We start from the raw sequence: 16,709 nt of genomic DNA on the forward strand, positions 1-16,709 counted from the left end.
AGCCGGCGGCCCTGACAGAAGGCTCGGTGCCGGCTCAGCCGGCGGCCTTGAGGGCCGGCTCTGTGCCGGCGAGGTGTCGCAGGCGGCGGGCCAGTGGCAGCGTCAGGAGCACCACGACCACCGGGATCAGGAAGGCGACCCGCAGGCCGACCGGTTCGGAGAGCGCGCCCAGCAGCACCGCGCCGAGCAGGGCGCCGCCGTAGTTGAACAGGTTCACCTTGGCGATCACCTCGTCGCTGTTCGCTGCCGCGGCCTCGCCGGCCGCGCTGAACGCCAGCGGGACCAGCACGCCGACGCCGATCCCGGCGATCGCGAAGCCGGCCACCGCGGCGCCGACCGACGGCAGCGCCGCCACCAGGCCGCAGCCGGTCGCGCAGACCGTCAGGCAGCCGAGAACGACAGGCAGGCGGCCGGCCCGGGGCATCACGTGGTCGGCGACGAGCCGACTGACCAGCACGGCTGCCTGGTAGGCGGCGTAGCCCAGCGGCGCCACCGAGGCTGCCGCGTCCAGCGAGTCCTGGAGGTAGACGGTGCTCCAGGTGCTGATCGCCGAGTCCACCAGGAACGCCGTGAAGATCAACATGCCGCAGACCAGGACGATCGGGCGGATCGCGCGGCCGCCACCGCCGTCCGGCGCCGCACTCGACCGCAGTGTCCGGCCGGGCTCGAACAGGCGCCAGCCGACCACCGCGACCACCGCGGCGAAGACGGCTGCCACCCCGACCGCGAGCTCGGCGCCCGCGCCGCTCTCCAGCACACCCGACATCAGCAGGGCCGCGGCGATCGCGGCAGCCGTGTACGCCGCGAAGAGCCGGCTCATCACACTGCGGCCCAGCCGGGCCTGCACCAGGACGCCCTGCATGCTCAGCGACGCGTCCACCGCGCCGAGGCCGACGCCGTAGGCGAGCAGGATCGTGGCGAACACCGCGTTCGGCGAGGCGACGGTCGCGCCGGCCAGACCGGCGGCGACGAGCATCAGGCCGGAGGCGAGAGCGAACCGGCTGCCCCAGCGAGCGGCGACCCGGTCGGCCAGCATCGAGCCACCGGCCGCGGCCACGCAGACCAGCAGCAGGATCGCCGAGACGAACGTGTCGTCGATGCCCTGCCGGTCCTTGAAGGCGGGGAGCGCGGTCACCACCGCCGCGTAGCCGAGACCCTGCGCCGCATAGCCCGCGCCGATCAGCCGGGCCCGCGCGGCGGCCGACATCGGGGTGCCGCTCACGTCGTCCATCGGGCCTCGCTTCTCCGGCGCAGCGGCGATTCACGTGCTGTTCAGCGCAGCATGCCGGTCCCGTCGATGAACGGCAATGACTTCGAGGTAAACGAATGAATCGAGGTTCAGCAGCGTGCGGGACGGGCGAAGGCGCCGTGATTCAGGGCAGCGTGCCCAGCGCCCGGGCGGCGGTGGTCAGCGCGGCGAAGGCCTCGGCCATCCGCCAGGCCGCCCGGTCGCGCGGTCCGACCGGGTTGGAGATCGTGCGGAGCTCGGCGAACGGGATGCCGGCGTCGGTGGCTGCGGTCGCCACGCCGTACCCCTCCATCGCCTCCGCCACCGCCGCCGGGAAGCGGGCCGCCAGCCCGGCCGCGGTCGTCGCCGTGCCGGTGACGGTGCTCAGCGTCAGCACGTCACCGGTCACCGCTGCGGGCAGGGCCGTGCGCAACGCCGCGAGCAGGGCCGGGTCGCACTCCACGATGTTGCGGCCGAAGCCGAGTTCGGTGACCGGCAGGAAGCCGTCCGGGGTCTCGGCGCCCAGGTCGGCTGCGATGCTGCGGGTGCCGAGCACGATGCCGCCCACCGGGGCGCGGCCCGGGAATCCACCGGCGATCCCGGCGCTGAGCACGGCACGGTAGTCGCCGCCGGCGAGCAGCCGCGCGGTGCCGGCGGCAGCGGCTGCCGGGCCGACGCCGACGGCCTCGACCGCGACCGACTGCGGGTCGAGAGCTGGGCGGATCGCCTCCGCCTCGGCGGGCACCGCGGTCACGACCAGGATTTTGTACGCGCTCACGAGTCCTCGTCGCTCGCCGGGTCACTGTCGCGCGAACTGTAACCAGCGCTGGAGGGCCGGTACACGTGGTACCCCGGCGGCGCCCCCGAACCCGCCGGCCGCCGCGCGGGACCGCCACTGCCGTCACCGCCCCGGTACCGCACCGTGGGCCGCTCCGCGTCGTCGTCCTCCGCCCGGCCCGGCCGCCCAGGTACGGGAACGCCACCCCGAGCCGGCCCGCCTCCCGTGCCGGAACTGCCGGAACCGCCGGAACTGCCGGAACCGCCGGAACCGCCTGAACTGCCGGAACCACCCCCCGTGCCGGGACCGGGCCCTGCGGCCGGCCGGGTTCCCGTGGCGGGCTCGGCACCCTCGGCGGGCAGCCGGCGCGTCACGTCCGCGGCCGGCTTCTCCTTGCGGCGGCCCGGCCACAGCTTCCGGCGGGCCGGCCGCTCCACCAGGGTCGGGTCGAGCTCGTCCGCCTGGGCCGCGCCGGGTTTGTCTCCCCGCGCCGGACCGGACCTGTCGGCAGGAGCCGTGCCCAGCGAGTCCGTGCGGGCCGCACCGGGCTCGCCACTCCAAGCCGCACCGGGCCGACCCGCGCGGGCGTCTCCGGGCCGGTCCGCGGGGGTGTCTCCGGGCCGGTCCGCGGGGGTGTCTCCGGGCCGGTCCGCGCGGGCTGCGCCGGACTTGTCGCGGCCGCGCTGGGTGGGCGCCGGAACGCCCCCTGCGGGAGCGGTCGGCGGGTCGGCCCACGGATCGACCGCTTCGATCACGGGGGTCGAGGAGGTGTCGTCACGGCGTACCCCTGTGGTCCTGGGCCCTTCGGAGTGACCCGGCGGGGGACCGGCATCCGGACGCCCCGCCAGCCGTTCGTTGTGCAACCGGGCCGCCGCCCAGGCGGCACGGGCCGCCGCCAGCACCGCCAGCAGCGCCGCCAGCGCGATGCCCGTCCGGCCCGGCAGCGGGATGATGCCGAGCCCGCCGCCGACCACCCAGGCCAGCATGAGGACCGTCTCCGAGTGCGCGAACGCGGTGGCCCGCTGCTGTTCGGCGACGCGCTCCTGGATGCTGGCGTCGACCGCCAGCTTGGCGATCCCGCTGAAGATCGCGGTGAGCAGGGCCAGCAGGGTGACCATCGCGAGGTTGTAGAAGATCGTGGTGAGCACGGCGACGGCGGCGGTCAGCACCAGGCCGCTGGACTGCAGCGCCAGCGGGCGGCGGATGCGCAGACCGGTGCCGGCGGCGGTGGAGAGGAATGTGCCGAGCGCGAGCGCGCCACCGACCAGGCCGACCGCCGCGGTCCGGCTCAGTTCGAGGCCGAGGACCGTGCCGGGCAGCGCGTCGCCCATGATCGCGAAGGTCAGGAAGAGCAGCAGGAAGCCGTAGAGCAGGCGCAGGCTGGCGCTGCCGATCAGGCTCGCGGTGACCAGGCGCTCGGCGAGCGGGCGCCCGGTGCCGGCGACCCGGAGCACGGCACGCCAGGGCCGCGGCATCTGCTCGGGCGGATCGGAGTCGGCGCGCGGTGGCAGGCGCAGCGCCACCACCACGCCGACCATGAAGATGATCGCGGCGACCCGCAGGGGCCACTGTGGCCCGAACTTGAAGGCCAGCAGCCCGATCGGGGCCACGACGGCGCCCGCGAACGTGCCGTAGACGCTGGCGCGGGCGCCCACCTGGGACAGTCCCACCCCGGTCGGCAGCAGACGTGGCACGGCCGCCGACCGGGCCACGCCGTAGGCCCGGGAGAACGCGAGGACCGCGAAGGCCGCCGGGTAGAGCCCCCAGCCGAGCAGGTTGTCCGCCATCACATAGGCCAGGAAGGCGCGGCCCAGCATCGTGCTGGCCAGGGCGTAACGGCGGCCGTGCCGGAAGTGGTCCAGCAGCGGGCCGACCACCGGGGCGAGCAGCGCGAACGGCACCATGGTGATGAGCAGGTAGAGCCCGACCTGGCTGCGCGCCTCACCGAGCGGGACGCTGAAGATGGTGCCGGCCAGACCGATGGCGATGAGCGCGTCACCGGCGCAGGAGACCGCGTGCAGGTCGAAGAGCCGGATCATGCCGGTCTCGTTGGCGGCACCCCGGGCCCGAGCCGTGCCGACCCGGCGGGTGGCCCAGGCGCTTCCGCGCACCGAACCGCGGACCACCAGACGGAGGGCCTTCACGCCGGTACCGACGGTGCGTCCGAGTGTGGGAAGCAGCGGCATGACAACCATCCTGACTGATGTGAGCGACCCGCGTCGCCTTCCACGCGCGGCGATCTGGGGACTCGTTGCGGGCTTTCGGGTTCGGTAGGCAACAATGGGCGGGTGACCTCCAGGACCACCTCCCGCGCCGCCCGACTCGACCAGGTCTGTGCCGATGCCGTCGGGGTGGCTCGCGGTGCCATCACCGAAGTGGACCCGACCGACGTCGGCGATCATCTCGAAGCGATCGCCGAGGGTGACCGTGTGGTCACCCATCTTTTCGACAGTCACCTCGCCGGATATCAGGGCTGGCGCTGGGCGGTCACGGTGACCCGTGTCCCGCGCAGCCGGCACGTCACGGTCTGCGAGACCGTCCTGCTGCCCGGCCCCGACGCGCTGCTCGCTCCCGGCTGGGTGCCGTGGAACGAGCGGGTGCAGCCCGGCGACCTCGGTGTCGGCGACCTCATGCCGACCGCGCCCGACGACGACCGTCTCGCTCCGGGCTACGTGCTCAGCGACGACGCGGCCGTCGAGGAGGTCTCCTGGGAGCTCGGCCTCGGCCGGTCCCGGGTGATGTCCCGCGAGGGCCGGATCGAGACCGCCCAGCGGTGGTACGACGGTGACGCCGGCCCGGAGGCCCCGATCGCCACGGCCGCCCCGCGCAACGCCCGCTGCGGCAGCTGCGGCTTCTACCTGCCGCTCGCCGGCACGCTGCGCGCGATGTTCGGCGTCTGCGGCAACCTCTACGCACCCGACGACGGCCGCGCGGTGAGCGCCGACCACGGCTGCGGCGCGCACTCCGAGGCACTGCTCGCCACCACCGAGCAGCCGGTCGAGGAACTGCCGACGATCTACGACGACAGTGAGGTCGAGGCGGTCGCGGTCAGCCGCGGGCACGGCTCGGTCGAGTCCGGGGAGCCGGCCGAGGATTACGGCCACAGCTAGGCCACCTTGAAGCCGCGGCCTGGGCCGCTACGTCAACGACCTGGGCCGTTACGACCTGGGCCGTCACGGCCTAGGCCGTTACTTCGAACTCCGGGTGCGTCAGCGCTCGGCGGCGTTTCCGGTTCCGGTCGTGCACGACCATGGTCAGGGTGCCCGGGATGCCCCAGATCAGCCCGGCGAGGCTGACCTCCACCCAGTGCGCCGGCGCGTCGGCGAGCCAGGTGACGAGCAGGGCGACGGCGAAGGCGGCCACGCCGGCGAGAGCGAACGGGACCATCGGCGGATCCAGCGGTTCGGGCCGGGGTTTCGTCCCGACCACCACGGCGAGAACCTCGTTGGGTTTCGTGGCGGGAGACAGGTCACTCACTCCGTCAGGGTACGACCATTACGGACCGCATCGGTGCAGCGCGTGAGAGTTGTAACATCACTCCGCTTTTGCGGAAACAGTTGGTTCTGGAAGCATGCGCCCGTCCCCTCATGCGCGTCCCTCGGAAGGGTCACATGTCCACAGCCAGTTTCGACCGCTTCTTCGAGATCACCGCCCGTGGATCAACCCTGAGCCGGGAGATCCGGGGTGGCGTCGTCACCTTCTTCACGATGGCCTACATCGTGGTGCTCAACCCGCTGATCCTGGCCGGGGGCACCGACTCCACGGGGGCGCACCTGCCGCTCGCCGCGCTCGCCGCCGGAACCGCCCTGGTGGCCGGTGTCATGACGATCCTGATGGGCGTCGTCGCCCGCTTCCCGCTGGCGCTGGCTGCCGGCCTCGGTGTCAACGCCCTGGTGGCGTACGAGATCGCGCCGGAGATGACCTGGGCCGACGCGATGGGCCTGGTTGTCATCGAGGGTGTGCTGATCGGCATCCTGGTGCTGACCGGCCTGCGTACGGCCGTGTTCCGCGCCGTGCCGACCCAGCTGAAGACCGCCATCGGCGTCGGTATCGGCCTCTTCCTGATGATCATCGGTCTGGTGGACGCCGGCTTCGTGCACCGCGTCCCGGACGCCGCGAACACCACGGTGCCGGTCGAGCTCGGCCTCGGTGGCAAGCTGATGACCTGGCCCACGCTGGTGTTCGCGATCGGCCTGCTCTTCACGCTGGTGCTCTTCGTCCGCAAGGTGAAGGGCGCGATCCTGATCGGCATCCTCGGCACCACGGTCGTGGCGATCATCGTGGAGGCGATCGCGAAGGTCGGCTCCTCGGCGACCAACCCGCACGGCTGGTCGCTGAACGTGCCGACGCTGCCGGATCAGATCATCGACGTACCGGACCTCTCGCTGATCGGCCAGTTCAACGTGCTCGACTCGTGGTCGAGCGCCGGCTGGCTGGTCGTGCTGATGTTCATCTTCACGCTACTGATCACCGACTTCTTCGACACGATGGGCACGATGGTCGCGGTCGGGCAGGAGGGTGACCTGCTTGACTCCGAGGGGATGCCGCCGCGGACCAAGGAGATCCTGCTCGTCGACTCGATCGCCGCGGCTGCCGGTGGTGCGGCGAGCGTCTCCAGCAACACGTCGTACGTGGAGAGCGCCTCCGGTGTCGGCGAAGGTGCCCGTACCGGTGTGGCAAGCCTCGTCACCGGTGCCCTCTTCCTGGTGGCGATGTTCTTCGCGCCGCTGGTCAAGGTCGTCCCGTTCGAGGCGGCCTCCACCGCGCTCGTCGTGGTCGGCTTCCTGATGATGACCGTGGTCACCCAGATCGACTGGTCGGACTACACCATCGCGGTGCCGGCGTTCCTGACCGTCACGCTGATGCCGTTCACCTACTCGATCTCCAACGGGATCGGCGCGGGGATCATCTCCTACGTGGTCCTCAAGGCGGCGACCGGCAAGGCCCGGGAGATCCACCCCATTCTGTACGGGGTCGCAGCCCTGTTCGTCCTCTACTTCGCCCGGGGCCCGCTGGAGGCCTGGATCGCCTGATCCCGACGATGTCACAGCCGTCACCGGGTGCGTTACCGTGCCCGGTGACGGTGGTCATACGGGTCAACTGATGTCGTTAGCCATGCTCATTAGCTAGGCTAAATATCGTGATGGAGCGGGTCGTGACTTCGGAGCGCGTGACAGCGGAGCCGCTGGCCAAAACGCTGCGGGATGCGATCACCAGGCTCGGCCGCCGAGTCCGCCAGGCCCGGCCGGTCGGTGACCTCACGTTCAGTCAGCTCTCCGCGCTGACCAGCCTCCAACTGGCCGGTGCGCTGACTCCCCGTGAGCTCGCCGACGTGGAGCGGGTCCAGCCGCCGACGATGACCAAGATCGTCGGGAAGCTGGAGGATCGTGGGCTCGTCGCTCGTACGCCGCACCCCACCGACGGGCGCCAGGTCATCCTGGCCGCCACCGATGAGGGGCGGGCGGTGTACGCGCAGTACGAGAAGGCGCGCAACGAGTGGCTGGCACAGGCCCTGGACCGTTTGAGCCCCGAGGAACGGGAAACCTTGGCACACGCTGCGGAAATTCTGCAGCGCGTCGCGCGGGACTGAAACTCCCCCTGGCTGTTCGCCTCGCCTGGCCTGGTTGTTCCGCTTCGTCACACGACGATGACGCGTACGGCCGAACAAGGAGGCACAGCCACGTGCGGGCAGGCCTGAACTCCACATTCCGATCCCTGGAAGTCCCGAACTACCGCCTCTTCGCCGGCGGGCAACTGGTGAAGCTGGTCGGCGTGTGGATGATGTTCACGGCCCAGGACTGGCTGGTGCTCGAACTCTCCGACAACTCACCGGGCGCGCTCGGCATGGTCACGGCGCTCCAATTCGTACCCGTCATGCTCCTCACCCTGGTGAGTGGCCGCCTCGCCGACCGGTACGACAAGCGCAAGATCCTCATTGTCGCGAACGCCGCCTTCGCGGTCTTCGCCATCGCCTTCGCCGTCCTCGTCACCGCCGGTGTCGTCGCCCTGTGGCACGTCTTCGTCTTCGCGCTGCTGCTCGGCATCGCCAACGCCGTCGAAACGCCGGTCCGGCAGGCCTTCGTCTCCGAACTCGTCGAGCTCCGGCTGCTGCCGAACGCGCTCGCCCTCTCCGCCGCCACCTTCAACATGGCCCGGATCAGCGGCCCCGCGCTGGCCGGCGTGCTGCTCGCGGTGCTCTCCACCCCCGGCGTCTTCCTGATCTCCACGGTTCTTGCGGTAGCGCCGGTGTTCACCTACATCCGGATGCGCCAGGCCGAGCTGCACCGGTCCGAGCGCAAGCCGGGCGCCGCCCCGGCGCGCGTCATCGACGGGCTGCGCTACGTCGGCAAGCGGCACGACCTGCTGCTGCCGATCTGCCTGATGGCGATGATCGGCATGATCGGCTTCAACTTCCCGGTCACCCTCGCCGCCCTCGCGAAAATCAACTTCAACGCCGGGCCGTCCACGTTCGGCCTGCTCACCACGGCCCTCGCCATCGGCTCGCTCGGCGGCGCGCTGGCCGGCACGCGGCGGCGGTCCCGGCCCGGGGTCTACCTGGTCATCGGGGCGGCGCTGCTCTTCGGCGTCTTCGAGTTCCTGGTCGGGTTCGCGCCCAACTTCGTGGTCGCGGCGCTGCTGCTGGTACCCACCGGCTTCTTCTCGATCTACCTGGCGCAGGGAGCCAACCACCGGGTGCAGATGGGGGTGGATCCGGAGTTCCGCGGGCGGGTGATGGCCCTGTACGTGCTGGTCTTCCTGGGCACCACCCCGATCGGGGCGACGCTGGCCGGGTGGTGGGGCGAGCATTACGGTGTGCCGTCGAGCATCTGGGCTGCCGGGTTGATCAGTTTTGTGGCGGCCGTGGGTGCGTTGATCTGGCAGCTGCGGGTCAGTGGGGATCGGTTCGAGGTGCGGGGTCTGCGGGTGCGGCTGGTCAGCGCGTCCACTGAGCCTTCATCGTCGCCTTCCCCCGCGCCTGCTCCTTCGGGTGCCTCACCCGCCTCGGCGGTGCCGGGGCAGCGGGAGAAGGGCGGGGTGCGCGGGCACGCCGAACCGGTGGCGAACCCCACGGGCCCAGTGGCCCACGTCTGACAGTTCCGGATAAATGCGTCCTCCGAGCGCTTGGTAAGGATGTGCAGGGGTCTGACGTTGGCAGACTGCCTCCACCAAACGGGTATTACCGGCCCCTGCCATCACCGCCTAGCGTCGAACTCGTGGCTATCGTGCACATCGCTGTGCTCTCAGTGGCGCTGTCGGCGCTGCTGATTCTGCGGTGCGCCGGCGTCCTCGACGACCAGCGCGGCAGACGCAGCCGGCTCACCATCCGCAGCCGCCGGGAGCTGCGCTCCCTGCGCCGGCTTGACCGTGCCCTCCAGACCCACGACCCGGTCACCCCCTCCGGTGCCCCCTCCATCGAACAACTTGCGTACGATCTGCGCCGTCTCGCCCGCCAGCGCCACACCGGCCCCACCCGCTGCTCGGAGGTGTGGCTGGCGGCGGTGCTGAGCGCCTACGACGCCCGCCTCCAACTGGCATGCCGCCGCCTCGGCGTCCCGGAACGGTTGCAGCCCCTCGAAGGGGTGGACCGCGAACGGGAACGCCTCCGCGTCGAAGACCGCTTGCAGGCCGCCGGCTTGTCGCTGCGCCCCGGCCCGTACTGACAGCCCCCACTGCCGGCGGCTTGTCGCTGCGCCTTGGCCCGTGCTGACAGCCACCCGCTGCCGGCGGCCCGCGGCTGCATGCCGACCGGTACTGACAGCTACCCGTCCCGGCGGCTTGTCGCTGCGCCCAGGCCCGTATTGGCAGCTACCGCCCCCCGGCCGGCTCGTGCTTGTCATCGTGGCAACGCTCCGCGACGACCGTGCGTCCGTCACCTTGGTCGCCCCACCCGGTATCGCCGCCCCCGCACCAACCCGTGCCCCTGCCTGGCCCGGTGACGCCGGAGACGTTGACTGTGCCGAGATGTTGATCTGCTAGCGCTACGAAATCGCTGTGATCATGGACCTGAAACAGCGATTTCGCATCGCTAGCAGATCAACAACGCCACGCGGGCCCACCGCAGCGGGTCGCGGCTGGTCGGTCACTTGCCGCCGAGGATCCGAGGGGCTGCTTGACGAAACCATCGGGAGGGCGATCGCTCACCGTGCCCCGGCTTGGACGTTATGGATGGGCGCCCGCATTCGGACCTTGACGCGGGGGCCTTGGTTCTTCAGCTCAGAGGGTCCACTCGGCGATCCGCGAATAGTGGCCGGCCTGGCTCCGGACCAGGTGGAAGGATGACACTCGCCACTCTGGACCGTTATATCCGGATAAAGATTCCAGGAGCTGTCGCGAGTATCGGTACGACACCGTCAAGTGCGGCCGGAACTCTTTCGCATCCAGGGGAAACCCGGCCAGTGCCGTCACAATGCCGTTCCGTAGCTGGCTCAACGCCGCCGCGTCGCCGCCGATCCCGGCCCAGATGACCGAGCCGAACCGTCCGCTTCCGGCTACCCGGATTGTGAACGGCCCGCCGAACGACCGCCCCGACAACGCCGCCACCGCGACCTCGGCAGGATCTGCGCCGGCCGCAGCCGTCCCGATCGGCGCAGCACCAGCCCGAGTGCCGGCAGGCTCGTGCGCAGCGGCAGGCTCGTGCGAAGCCGGCTTGGGCACCGCCGGCTCGAACGCGGCTGGTCGGGTTTTGCCGAGGAAGGCGAGAGTCACGTGCCACTTCTCGGCGCGCCCTCGTGCCGCTGACGGCACGTGGGCGCGCAAGTCTTCGCGCACGGACTCGGGCGGGAAGATGGCGACGAACAGGCTCAGGAGGACTCCCGGGCGGCTGGGCCGCCCCCGAACAGTACGTCGTCCCAGCTGGGGAGGCGTTTGCGCGGTTTGCTGCTGGTTTCGTCGGACTCTGAGGCGGCGGGGGTGGTGCTCTGGCCGACGGTGCGGCGGGGGCGCAGGACGGCCAGGGACGGGACGGCGGGGACCTCTTTGGGGAGGTCGGCGTCGTCGTCGAAGGCGGAGCCCGCTCCGCCGCCGAGCAGGGCTGCGGCGCCGCCGGCGACGGGGCGGCGGCTGGCGGGGGAGACCGGCTCGAGGCTTCGGCCGGAGCTGCCCTCGAGGGGGCGGTCCAGCGAGGCGAGCAGGGCGTCGCGGCCGGCGCGGATGGGGTCACGGTTGGAGCGGGACGGCGTGGAGTCGGCCGTGGGCAGGCCGTGGCCGCCGCGGGACGGCTCGGAGCCGCGGGACGGGCCGGGCAGGCCGTGGCCGCCGCGCTCCGGGGCCGGCTCCTGGCCGAGGATCTGGGTGGGGCGCTCGGCGCACAAGTATTGCGCCATGTCGTCGTGCGGCGAGACGACCTGGCGGCCCTTGTCGAGATCCCAGATGGCCTGGGCGGTGGCTTTGCCGGACGGCCAGGTGGCGACGATGCGCCAGGTGCCGTCGTCCTTGCGGAACGCGTCCCACGAGATCTTGTCGGTGTCGATGCCGTGCTGGGCGAGCCGGCTGTCGACGACCTCGGCGAGCGGCTGGCCGCTGTCGGAGGTCTTCAGGCGGGTGCGGCGGGCGTGCTGCGCCAGCATGGCGCGCTCCTGGAGCACCGGACCGGCGTAGCGGAGCACGCGGTCGACGGGCACACCCGCGACGCGGGCCACATCCTCGGCGGACTCGCCGCATCGGATGCGCGCCTGGATGTCACGGGGTGACAGCGAGGGAGTGTTTTCCGGGGCGAGGACTGCCACCGCTGTCCCGGTGCCGCCGGCGGCCTGGCCGCCGTCGGTCAGCGCACCGCTGATCCGGTCGTCGATGGGAAGCGCAAGGAGCCGGCCGACCTCATCGGCGAGCACCAGGGCCTGACCGTCCTCGGAGAGGGCGACGAAGCGTACCGGCCGCATGCGTTGCCTCCGTCTCGTCGCGTTGGCCTGTGCTCCCGAGAGTCAGCCACCCGGGCGCGTTTCGGAACACGGTACGCGCCCCGGTCACCCTATGGGGGTAAGCCACGCCGTCAAAGTCGCTGACCAGGGGAGATGATCTTCAACATCTCCCGAACCACAGGTCATTTAAACCCAGAAATCAATTCAGGGGTACGGGCTTTCGGCCGTTCCGGCAATGAGCCCCGTCACTGGCGTCCCGGCGACCACCTGCGACTCCGGCCTGTGCCGCCGCTGCCGGGCGGTGCTGCCGTCCCGGCGGCTCCGGGTTGCGCCGATGTCGGAAGGTTGCCATTCCCCGGGCGCGCCGCGGGACGCTCGCACGGCGCGCCGCGGACGCTCGCACGGCGCGCCGCGAGGTGCCGGGTGCCTAGAGTCGCTCGACCACGTGGTCGATGCAGGCGGTGAGAGCGGCCACGTCGGACGGGTCGACGGTCGGGTAGAGCGCGACCCGCAGCTGGTTGCGGCCGAGCTTGCGGTACGGCTCGGTGTCCACCACGTCGTTGGCCCGCAGGATCTTGGCGATCGCCGCCGCGTCGACGCCCTCGGCGAAGTCGATCGTCGCGACGGCTGCGGACCGCAGGGCCGGATCGGTGATGAACGGCTGCGCGAACGACGACCGGTCGGCCCAGCCGTAGATCTCGGCCGCGCTCTCGGCGCTGCGCTTGACCGCCCAGGACAGGCCGCCCTGAGCGTTCATCCAGTCCACCTGCTCGGCCGCCAGGAAGACGGTGGCCAGCGCCGGCGTGTTGTACGTCTGGTCCAGCCGGGACTGTTCGATCGCGGTCACCAGGTCGAGGAACTGCGGGATGTACCGCCCGGTCGCCTTGACCTCGAAGGCCCGCTCGATCGCGGCCGGCGACATCACAGCCAGCCAGATCCCGCCGTCGGAGCCGAGCGCCTTCTGCGGCGCCAGGTAGTAGACGTCCGTCTCGCGCACGTCCACGGGCAGGCTGCCGCCGCCGGACGTCGCGTCGGTGAGCAGCAGCGCGCCCGGGTCGGCGCCGGCGACCCGGCGGACCGGCACGGCCACGCCGGTGGAGGTCTCGTTGTGCACGCTGGCGTAGACGTCGACGCCGGCCTCGGCGCTCAGGTAGGCGGCCTGACCGCCCGGCGCCCGGTGCACGGTCGGCTCGGCCAGGAACGGCGCGGCGGTGACGGCCTGCACGAACTTGGCGCCGAACTCACCGAACTCGGCGAACTGCGCCTTCTCCTTGACCAGGCCGAACGTGGCGACCTCCCAGAACGCGCTGGTGCCGCCGTTGGCGAGGATCACCTCGTACCCGTCGGGGACGGCGAAGAACTCGGCGAGACCGCGGCGCAGCCGGGCCACCTGGTCCTTCACCGTCTTCTGCCGGTGCGACGTACCCATGAAGGTGCGTGACACCGCGGAGAGCGCCTCGACGCCTTCCGGTCGGACCTTGCTCGGCCCGGAGCCGAACCGGCCGTCCACGGGCTTGATGTCGTCAGGGATCCGGAGTTCAGCCACGGTCACACATTATGCGTGAGCTGACTCCAGCCCTCGACCTCCTGCGGCTTGCGGGGTGCCGGTCCGACGTAGCTGAGACCGGGCCGCAGGATCCGGCCGAACCGTTTCTGCTCCAGGATGTGCGCGCTCCAGCCGGCCACCCGGGCGCAGGTGAACATCGAGGTGAACATGTGCGCCGGGACCTCGGCGAAGTCGAGCACCACCGCGGACCAGAACTCCACGTTGGTCCAGAGGTGCCGGTCCGGTTTGCGCTCCTGGAGCTCGGCCAGGGCGGCCGCCTCCAGGGCCTCGGCCACCTCGAACCGGGGTGCGCCCAGGTCCTTGGCGATCCGGCGCAGCACCCGGGCCCGCGGGTCCTCGGCGCGGTAGGCCCGATGACCGAAACCCATCAGCCGCTCACCGCGGTCGAGGACGTCTTTCACGTACGCCGTGGCGTCGCCGCCGCGTTCCACCTGTTCGAGCATGTGCAGCACCCGGGTGGGCGCGCCGCCGTGCAGCGGCCCGGAGAGCGCGCCGATCCCGGAGGAGATGCAGGCGGCCGCGTCCGCGCCGGTGGAGGCGACGATGCGGGCGGTGAAGGTGGAGGCGTTGAGCCCGTGTTCGGCAGCGGCGATGAAGTACGCGTCGACGGCCTTGATGTGCCGGGGGTCGGGTTCGCCACGCCAGCGGCGCATGAACCGCTCCACGATGGTCCCGGCCTTGTCGATGTCCTTCTGCGGCACCGCCGGCAGGCCCAGCCCGCGGGCCGCCTGCGCGACGAAGGAGAGCGCGGTCACCGACACCCGGGCCAGGTCGGAACGGGTCTGCTTGTCGCTGATGTCGAACATCTGGGAGAGCCCCCAGTACGGCGCCAGCATCGCGACCGCCGACTGCACGTCGACCCGGATGTCACCGGAGTGCACCGGCACCGGGAACGGCTCGGCCGGTGGCAGCCCGGGCCCGAACTTCCCGTCGACCAGCAGCCCCCAGACGTTGCCGAAGGAGACCTGGCCGATCAGATCCTCGATGTCGACCCCCCGGTAACGCAGCGCGGCGCCGGTCGGGTCGGGCTCGGCGATCTCGGTCTCGAACGCGATGACGCCCTCGAGTCCCGGCTTGAAGTCGGACACGGCACTCCCTGGGAAACAGGACGGTGGTGCGGGTTTGCGGTGGGTGATTCATCTTGCCCGCCGGGTAACCGCACGGTCGAGCCGTCGCGATTGTGCTCTCGATGACACCCATCCTGGTTCACCTGACGTTTCGGCACGGGCGACTTACCGTCGTTTGCGTCCGGTGGGTACCCCGGTCTTCGATACAGCTGTGAACGGAGCGCGCATGTCCGAGGAGCCGCCGTCACCGGCCGGGATGCGCCGGGACTACACCGGGTGGGCGCCGATGCTGGAGGGTGGGCTGGCCGGTGACTGGACGACCCAGTTCGCCGCCTGGTTCGCCGACGCCACGGCGGGTGGACTGCCCGAGCCGAACGCGATGATCGTCGCGACGGCCGACGGGCGGGGGCGTCCGTCGGCGCGCACGGTGCTGCTCAAGGGGTACGACGCGACCGGTTTCGTGTTCTTCACCAACTACGAGTCCCGCAAGGGAAGTGAGCTGGCCGTCAACCCGTACGCCAGCCTGGTCTTCCCGTGGTTCGCCATGCAGCGCCAGGTGATCGTGACGGGTTCGGTGGAGCGGGTGTCGCGCGCCGAGACCGAGGAGTACTTCGCGTCCCGGCCGCGCGGCTCGCAGCTCGGCGCCTGGGCCAGCGCGCAGTCGTCGGTGCTGCCCGGCCGGGACGCGGTGGAGGCGGGACTGGCGGCGGCGGTCGAGCGGTTCGGTGACGGTCCGATCCCGGCGCCACCGCACTGGGGTGGTCTGCGGGTGGTGCCGGACGCGGTGGAGTTCTGGCAGGGCCGGAGCAGCCGGCTGCACGACCGGCTCCGGTTCCGCCGGACCGGGGGCACGGACGGGAACGGGGCCGGGGCCGGCGACTGGGTGGTGGAGAGGCTGGCGCCGTGAAAGCCGTGAAACAGGACACGGCCCGGCGGGAACCCAGGTCCTGGATGATCGACACCCGGCCGCTGCGGGTGGTCGCGTACCGGCGGATGTGGATCGGCAACGGCGCCTCGTTCTTCGGGTTCCAGTTCACCGCTGTCGCCGTACCGGTGCAGATGTTCGCGATCACCGACTCGACGACCTGGGTGGGGCTGCTGGGCGTGGCGGCACTCGTACCCCTGCTGATCTTCGGGCTCTGGGGCGGTGCCGTCGCCGACGTGGTGGACCGGCGCCGGTTGCTGCTGGCCAGTTCCGTGCTGACCTGGATCACCACGGTCGGGTTGCTGGCGCAGGCGCTGCTCGGGGCGCGCAGCGGTCACCTGCTCCTGGCGCTGACCGCGCTGCAGTCGGCCGGTTTCGCAATCAGCTCGCCGGCCCGCAACGCGATCGTCCCGCGGATCGTCCCCACCGATCTGGTCCCGGCCGCCAACACGCTGAACTACACGACCACCACGGCGGGTGGCGTGCTCGGCCCGCTCGCCGCCGGCCTGATCATGGGGATCTGGTCGACCGACGCGGGTGTGGAGGTGGCGTACGCGGTCGACGCCCTGCTCTTCACGATCACTTTCTGGGCCACCTGGCGGCTGCCGGCGATTCCGCCGATCGAGCGCGCCGACGGCGAGGAGAAGCCCTCGGCGGGTCTGCGCGGCATCGCGGCCGGGCTGACGTTCCTGATCACCCAGCCGGTGCTGCTGCTCTCCTTCGCGATCGATCTGATCGCGATGGTGTTCGCGATGCCCCGGGCACTGTTCCCGGCGGTGGCCGAGGACCAGTTCGGCGGCGGTTCGGCGGTGGGCTGGCTCTACAGCGCGATCGCGATCGGCTCGCTCGTCGGCGGTCTCACCTCGGGCTGGATCAGCCGGGTCCGGCGGCAGGGTCTGGCGCTGGTGGTCGCGGTGGTCGGCTGGGGTGTGGCGATCGGTCTTTCCGGACTCGCGGACCAGCTGTGGCTGATGGTGGTGCTGCTGGCCGTGGCCGGCGCCGCCGACCTGGTCAGCGCGGTCTACCGGCAGTCGATCATGCAGACGTTCGCCCCGGACCGGCTGCGCGGCCGGCTGCAGGGCGTGTTCACCGTGGTGGTGGCCGGCGGCCCGCGTCTGGGTGACCTGCGAGCCGGCGCCACGGCCGACGTGACGGGAATCACCGCGTCCTGGGCGGGTGGCGGCTTCGTCGCGGCCGGACTGGCCGTTGTGCTCGCCGCTGTCTCTCCGGCGCTGATCCGATACCGGCCCGTCCGCGAGGGATCAGAGGACCGATAGTGTCGCGGGT

The 16,709-nt window shown here is 71.5% G+C and carries 14 protein-coding genes and 1 pseudogene; 7 read left to right on the forward strand and 8 right to left on the reverse strand.

Translation table 11 applies throughout. From position 1 onward, the window contains the following. Window positions 1-34: 34 nt before the first annotated feature. The 3 genes and pseudogenes from LPA41_RS18565 to LPA41_RS18575 form a co-directional block, all read right to left on the reverse strand. The gene (locus LPA41_RS18565) at window positions 35-1,231 is read right to left on the reverse strand and encodes an MFS transporter (protein WP_229071887.1); all 1,197 of its coding nucleotides are present in this window, start codon (window positions 1,229-1,231) and stop codon (window positions 35-37) included. A 142-nt stretch (window positions 1,232-1,373) separates the two neighbouring features. Further along, window positions 1,374-2,006, reverse strand: a complete 633-nt coding sequence (locus LPA41_RS18570) for a futalosine hydrolase (protein ID WP_229071888.1) — start codon at window positions 2,004-2,006, stop codon at window positions 1,374-1,376. Between the two features lie 509 nt (window positions 2,007-2,515). Beyond that, window positions 2,516-4,192 (reverse strand): annotated as a pseudogene (locus LPA41_RS18575) (MFS transporter); the annotation flags it as partial. Between the two features lie 54 nt (window positions 4,193-4,246). On the opposite strand from LPA41_RS18575, the gene LPA41_RS18580 reads away from it, so the two are divergent. Then, window positions 4,247-5,116, forward strand: coding sequence for a DUF3027 domain-containing protein (locus tag LPA41_RS18580; protein WP_255689926.1), 870 nt, complete (start codon window positions 4,247-4,249; stop codon window positions 5,114-5,116). 70 nt (window positions 5,117-5,186) lie between these two features. Here the strand turns inward: LPA41_RS18580 and LPA41_RS18585 are convergent, their stop codons facing one another. After that, the gene (locus LPA41_RS18585; protein WP_229071920.1) at window positions 5,187-5,393 is read right to left on the reverse strand and encodes a DUF2530 domain-containing protein; all 207 of its coding nucleotides are present in this window, start codon (window positions 5,391-5,393) and stop codon (window positions 5,187-5,189) included. A gap of 224 nt (window positions 5,394-5,617) precedes the next feature. Between LPA41_RS18585 and LPA41_RS18590 the strand changes: the two genes are divergently transcribed. The 4 genes from LPA41_RS18590 to LPA41_RS18605 all read left to right on the forward strand — a co-directional run bounded on the left by LPA41_RS18590 (window position 5,618) and on the right by LPA41_RS18605 (window position 9,667). Next, window positions 5,618-7,039: an NCS2 family permease gene (locus LPA41_RS18590; protein WP_229071890.1), complete on the forward strand. Its 1,422-nt coding sequence runs from the start codon at window positions 5,618-5,620 to the stop codon at window positions 7,037-7,039. A gap of 107 nt (window positions 7,040-7,146) precedes the next feature. Beyond that, a complete protein-coding gene (locus LPA41_RS18595; protein ID WP_229071891.1) occupies window positions 7,147-7,596 on the forward strand; it encodes a MarR family winged helix-turn-helix transcriptional regulator in 450 nt (149 codons plus the stop codon). A 92-nt stretch (window positions 7,597-7,688) separates the two neighbouring features. Beyond that, a complete protein-coding gene (locus tag LPA41_RS18600) occupies window positions 7,689-9,098 on the forward strand; it encodes an MFS transporter (protein WP_229071892.1) in 1,410 nt (469 codons plus the stop codon). A gap of 122 nt (window positions 9,099-9,220) precedes the next feature. Then, complete coding sequence (locus tag LPA41_RS18605; protein ID WP_229071893.1) at window positions 9,221-9,667, forward strand: hypothetical protein; 447 nt, start codon at window positions 9,221-9,223, stop codon at window positions 9,665-9,667. 553 nt (window positions 9,668-10,220) lie between these two features. Here the strand turns inward: LPA41_RS18605 and LPA41_RS18610 are convergent. From LPA41_RS18610 to LPA41_RS18625, 4 genes are all read right to left on the reverse strand, one after another. Next, on the reverse strand, window positions 10,221-10,712 hold the full coding sequence (locus LPA41_RS18610; RefSeq protein WP_229071894.1) for a 2'-5' RNA ligase family protein: 492 nt from the start codon (window positions 10,710-10,712) through the stop codon (window positions 10,221-10,223). 95 nt (window positions 10,713-10,807) lie between these two features. Beyond that, window positions 10,808-11,884, reverse strand: a complete 1,077-nt coding sequence (sepH, locus tag LPA41_RS18615) for a septation protein SepH (RefSeq protein WP_229071895.1) — start codon at window positions 11,882-11,884, stop codon at window positions 10,808-10,810. 406 nt (window positions 11,885-12,290) lie between these two features. Beyond that, on the reverse strand, window positions 12,291-13,415 hold the full coding sequence (serC, locus tag LPA41_RS18620; protein ID WP_229071896.1) for a phosphoserine transaminase: 1,125 nt from the start codon (window positions 13,413-13,415) through the stop codon (window positions 12,291-12,293). Further along, window positions 13,412-14,518, reverse strand: coding sequence for a citrate synthase 2 (locus tag LPA41_RS18625; RefSeq protein WP_229071897.1), 1,107 nt, complete (start codon window positions 14,516-14,518; stop codon window positions 13,412-13,414). The genes serC and LPA41_RS18625 overlap by 4 nt, the downstream gene beginning before the upstream one ends. A gap of 205 nt (window positions 14,519-14,723) precedes the next feature. Between LPA41_RS18625 and pdxH the strand changes: the two genes are divergently transcribed. Both pdxH and LPA41_RS18635 read left to right on the forward strand, forming a co-directional pair. After that, window positions 14,724-15,404: a pyridoxamine 5'-phosphate oxidase gene (gene pdxH, locus LPA41_RS18630; protein WP_374238175.1), complete on the forward strand. Its 681-nt coding sequence runs from the start codon at window positions 14,724-14,726 to the stop codon at window positions 15,402-15,404. Next, window positions 15,401-16,699 (forward strand): MFS transporter, encoded by a 1,299-nt coding sequence (locus LPA41_RS18635; RefSeq protein WP_374238176.1) that lies wholly within the window; start codon window positions 15,401-15,403, stop codon window positions 16,697-16,699. The genes pdxH and LPA41_RS18635 overlap by 4 nt, the downstream gene beginning before the upstream one ends. Window positions 16,700-16,709 lie beyond the last annotated feature (10 nt).

Source organism: Actinoplanes sp. DH11, assembly GCF_020873875.1.
Lineage (GTDB): Bacteria > Actinomycetota > Actinomycetes > Mycobacteriales > Micromonosporaceae > Actinoplanes.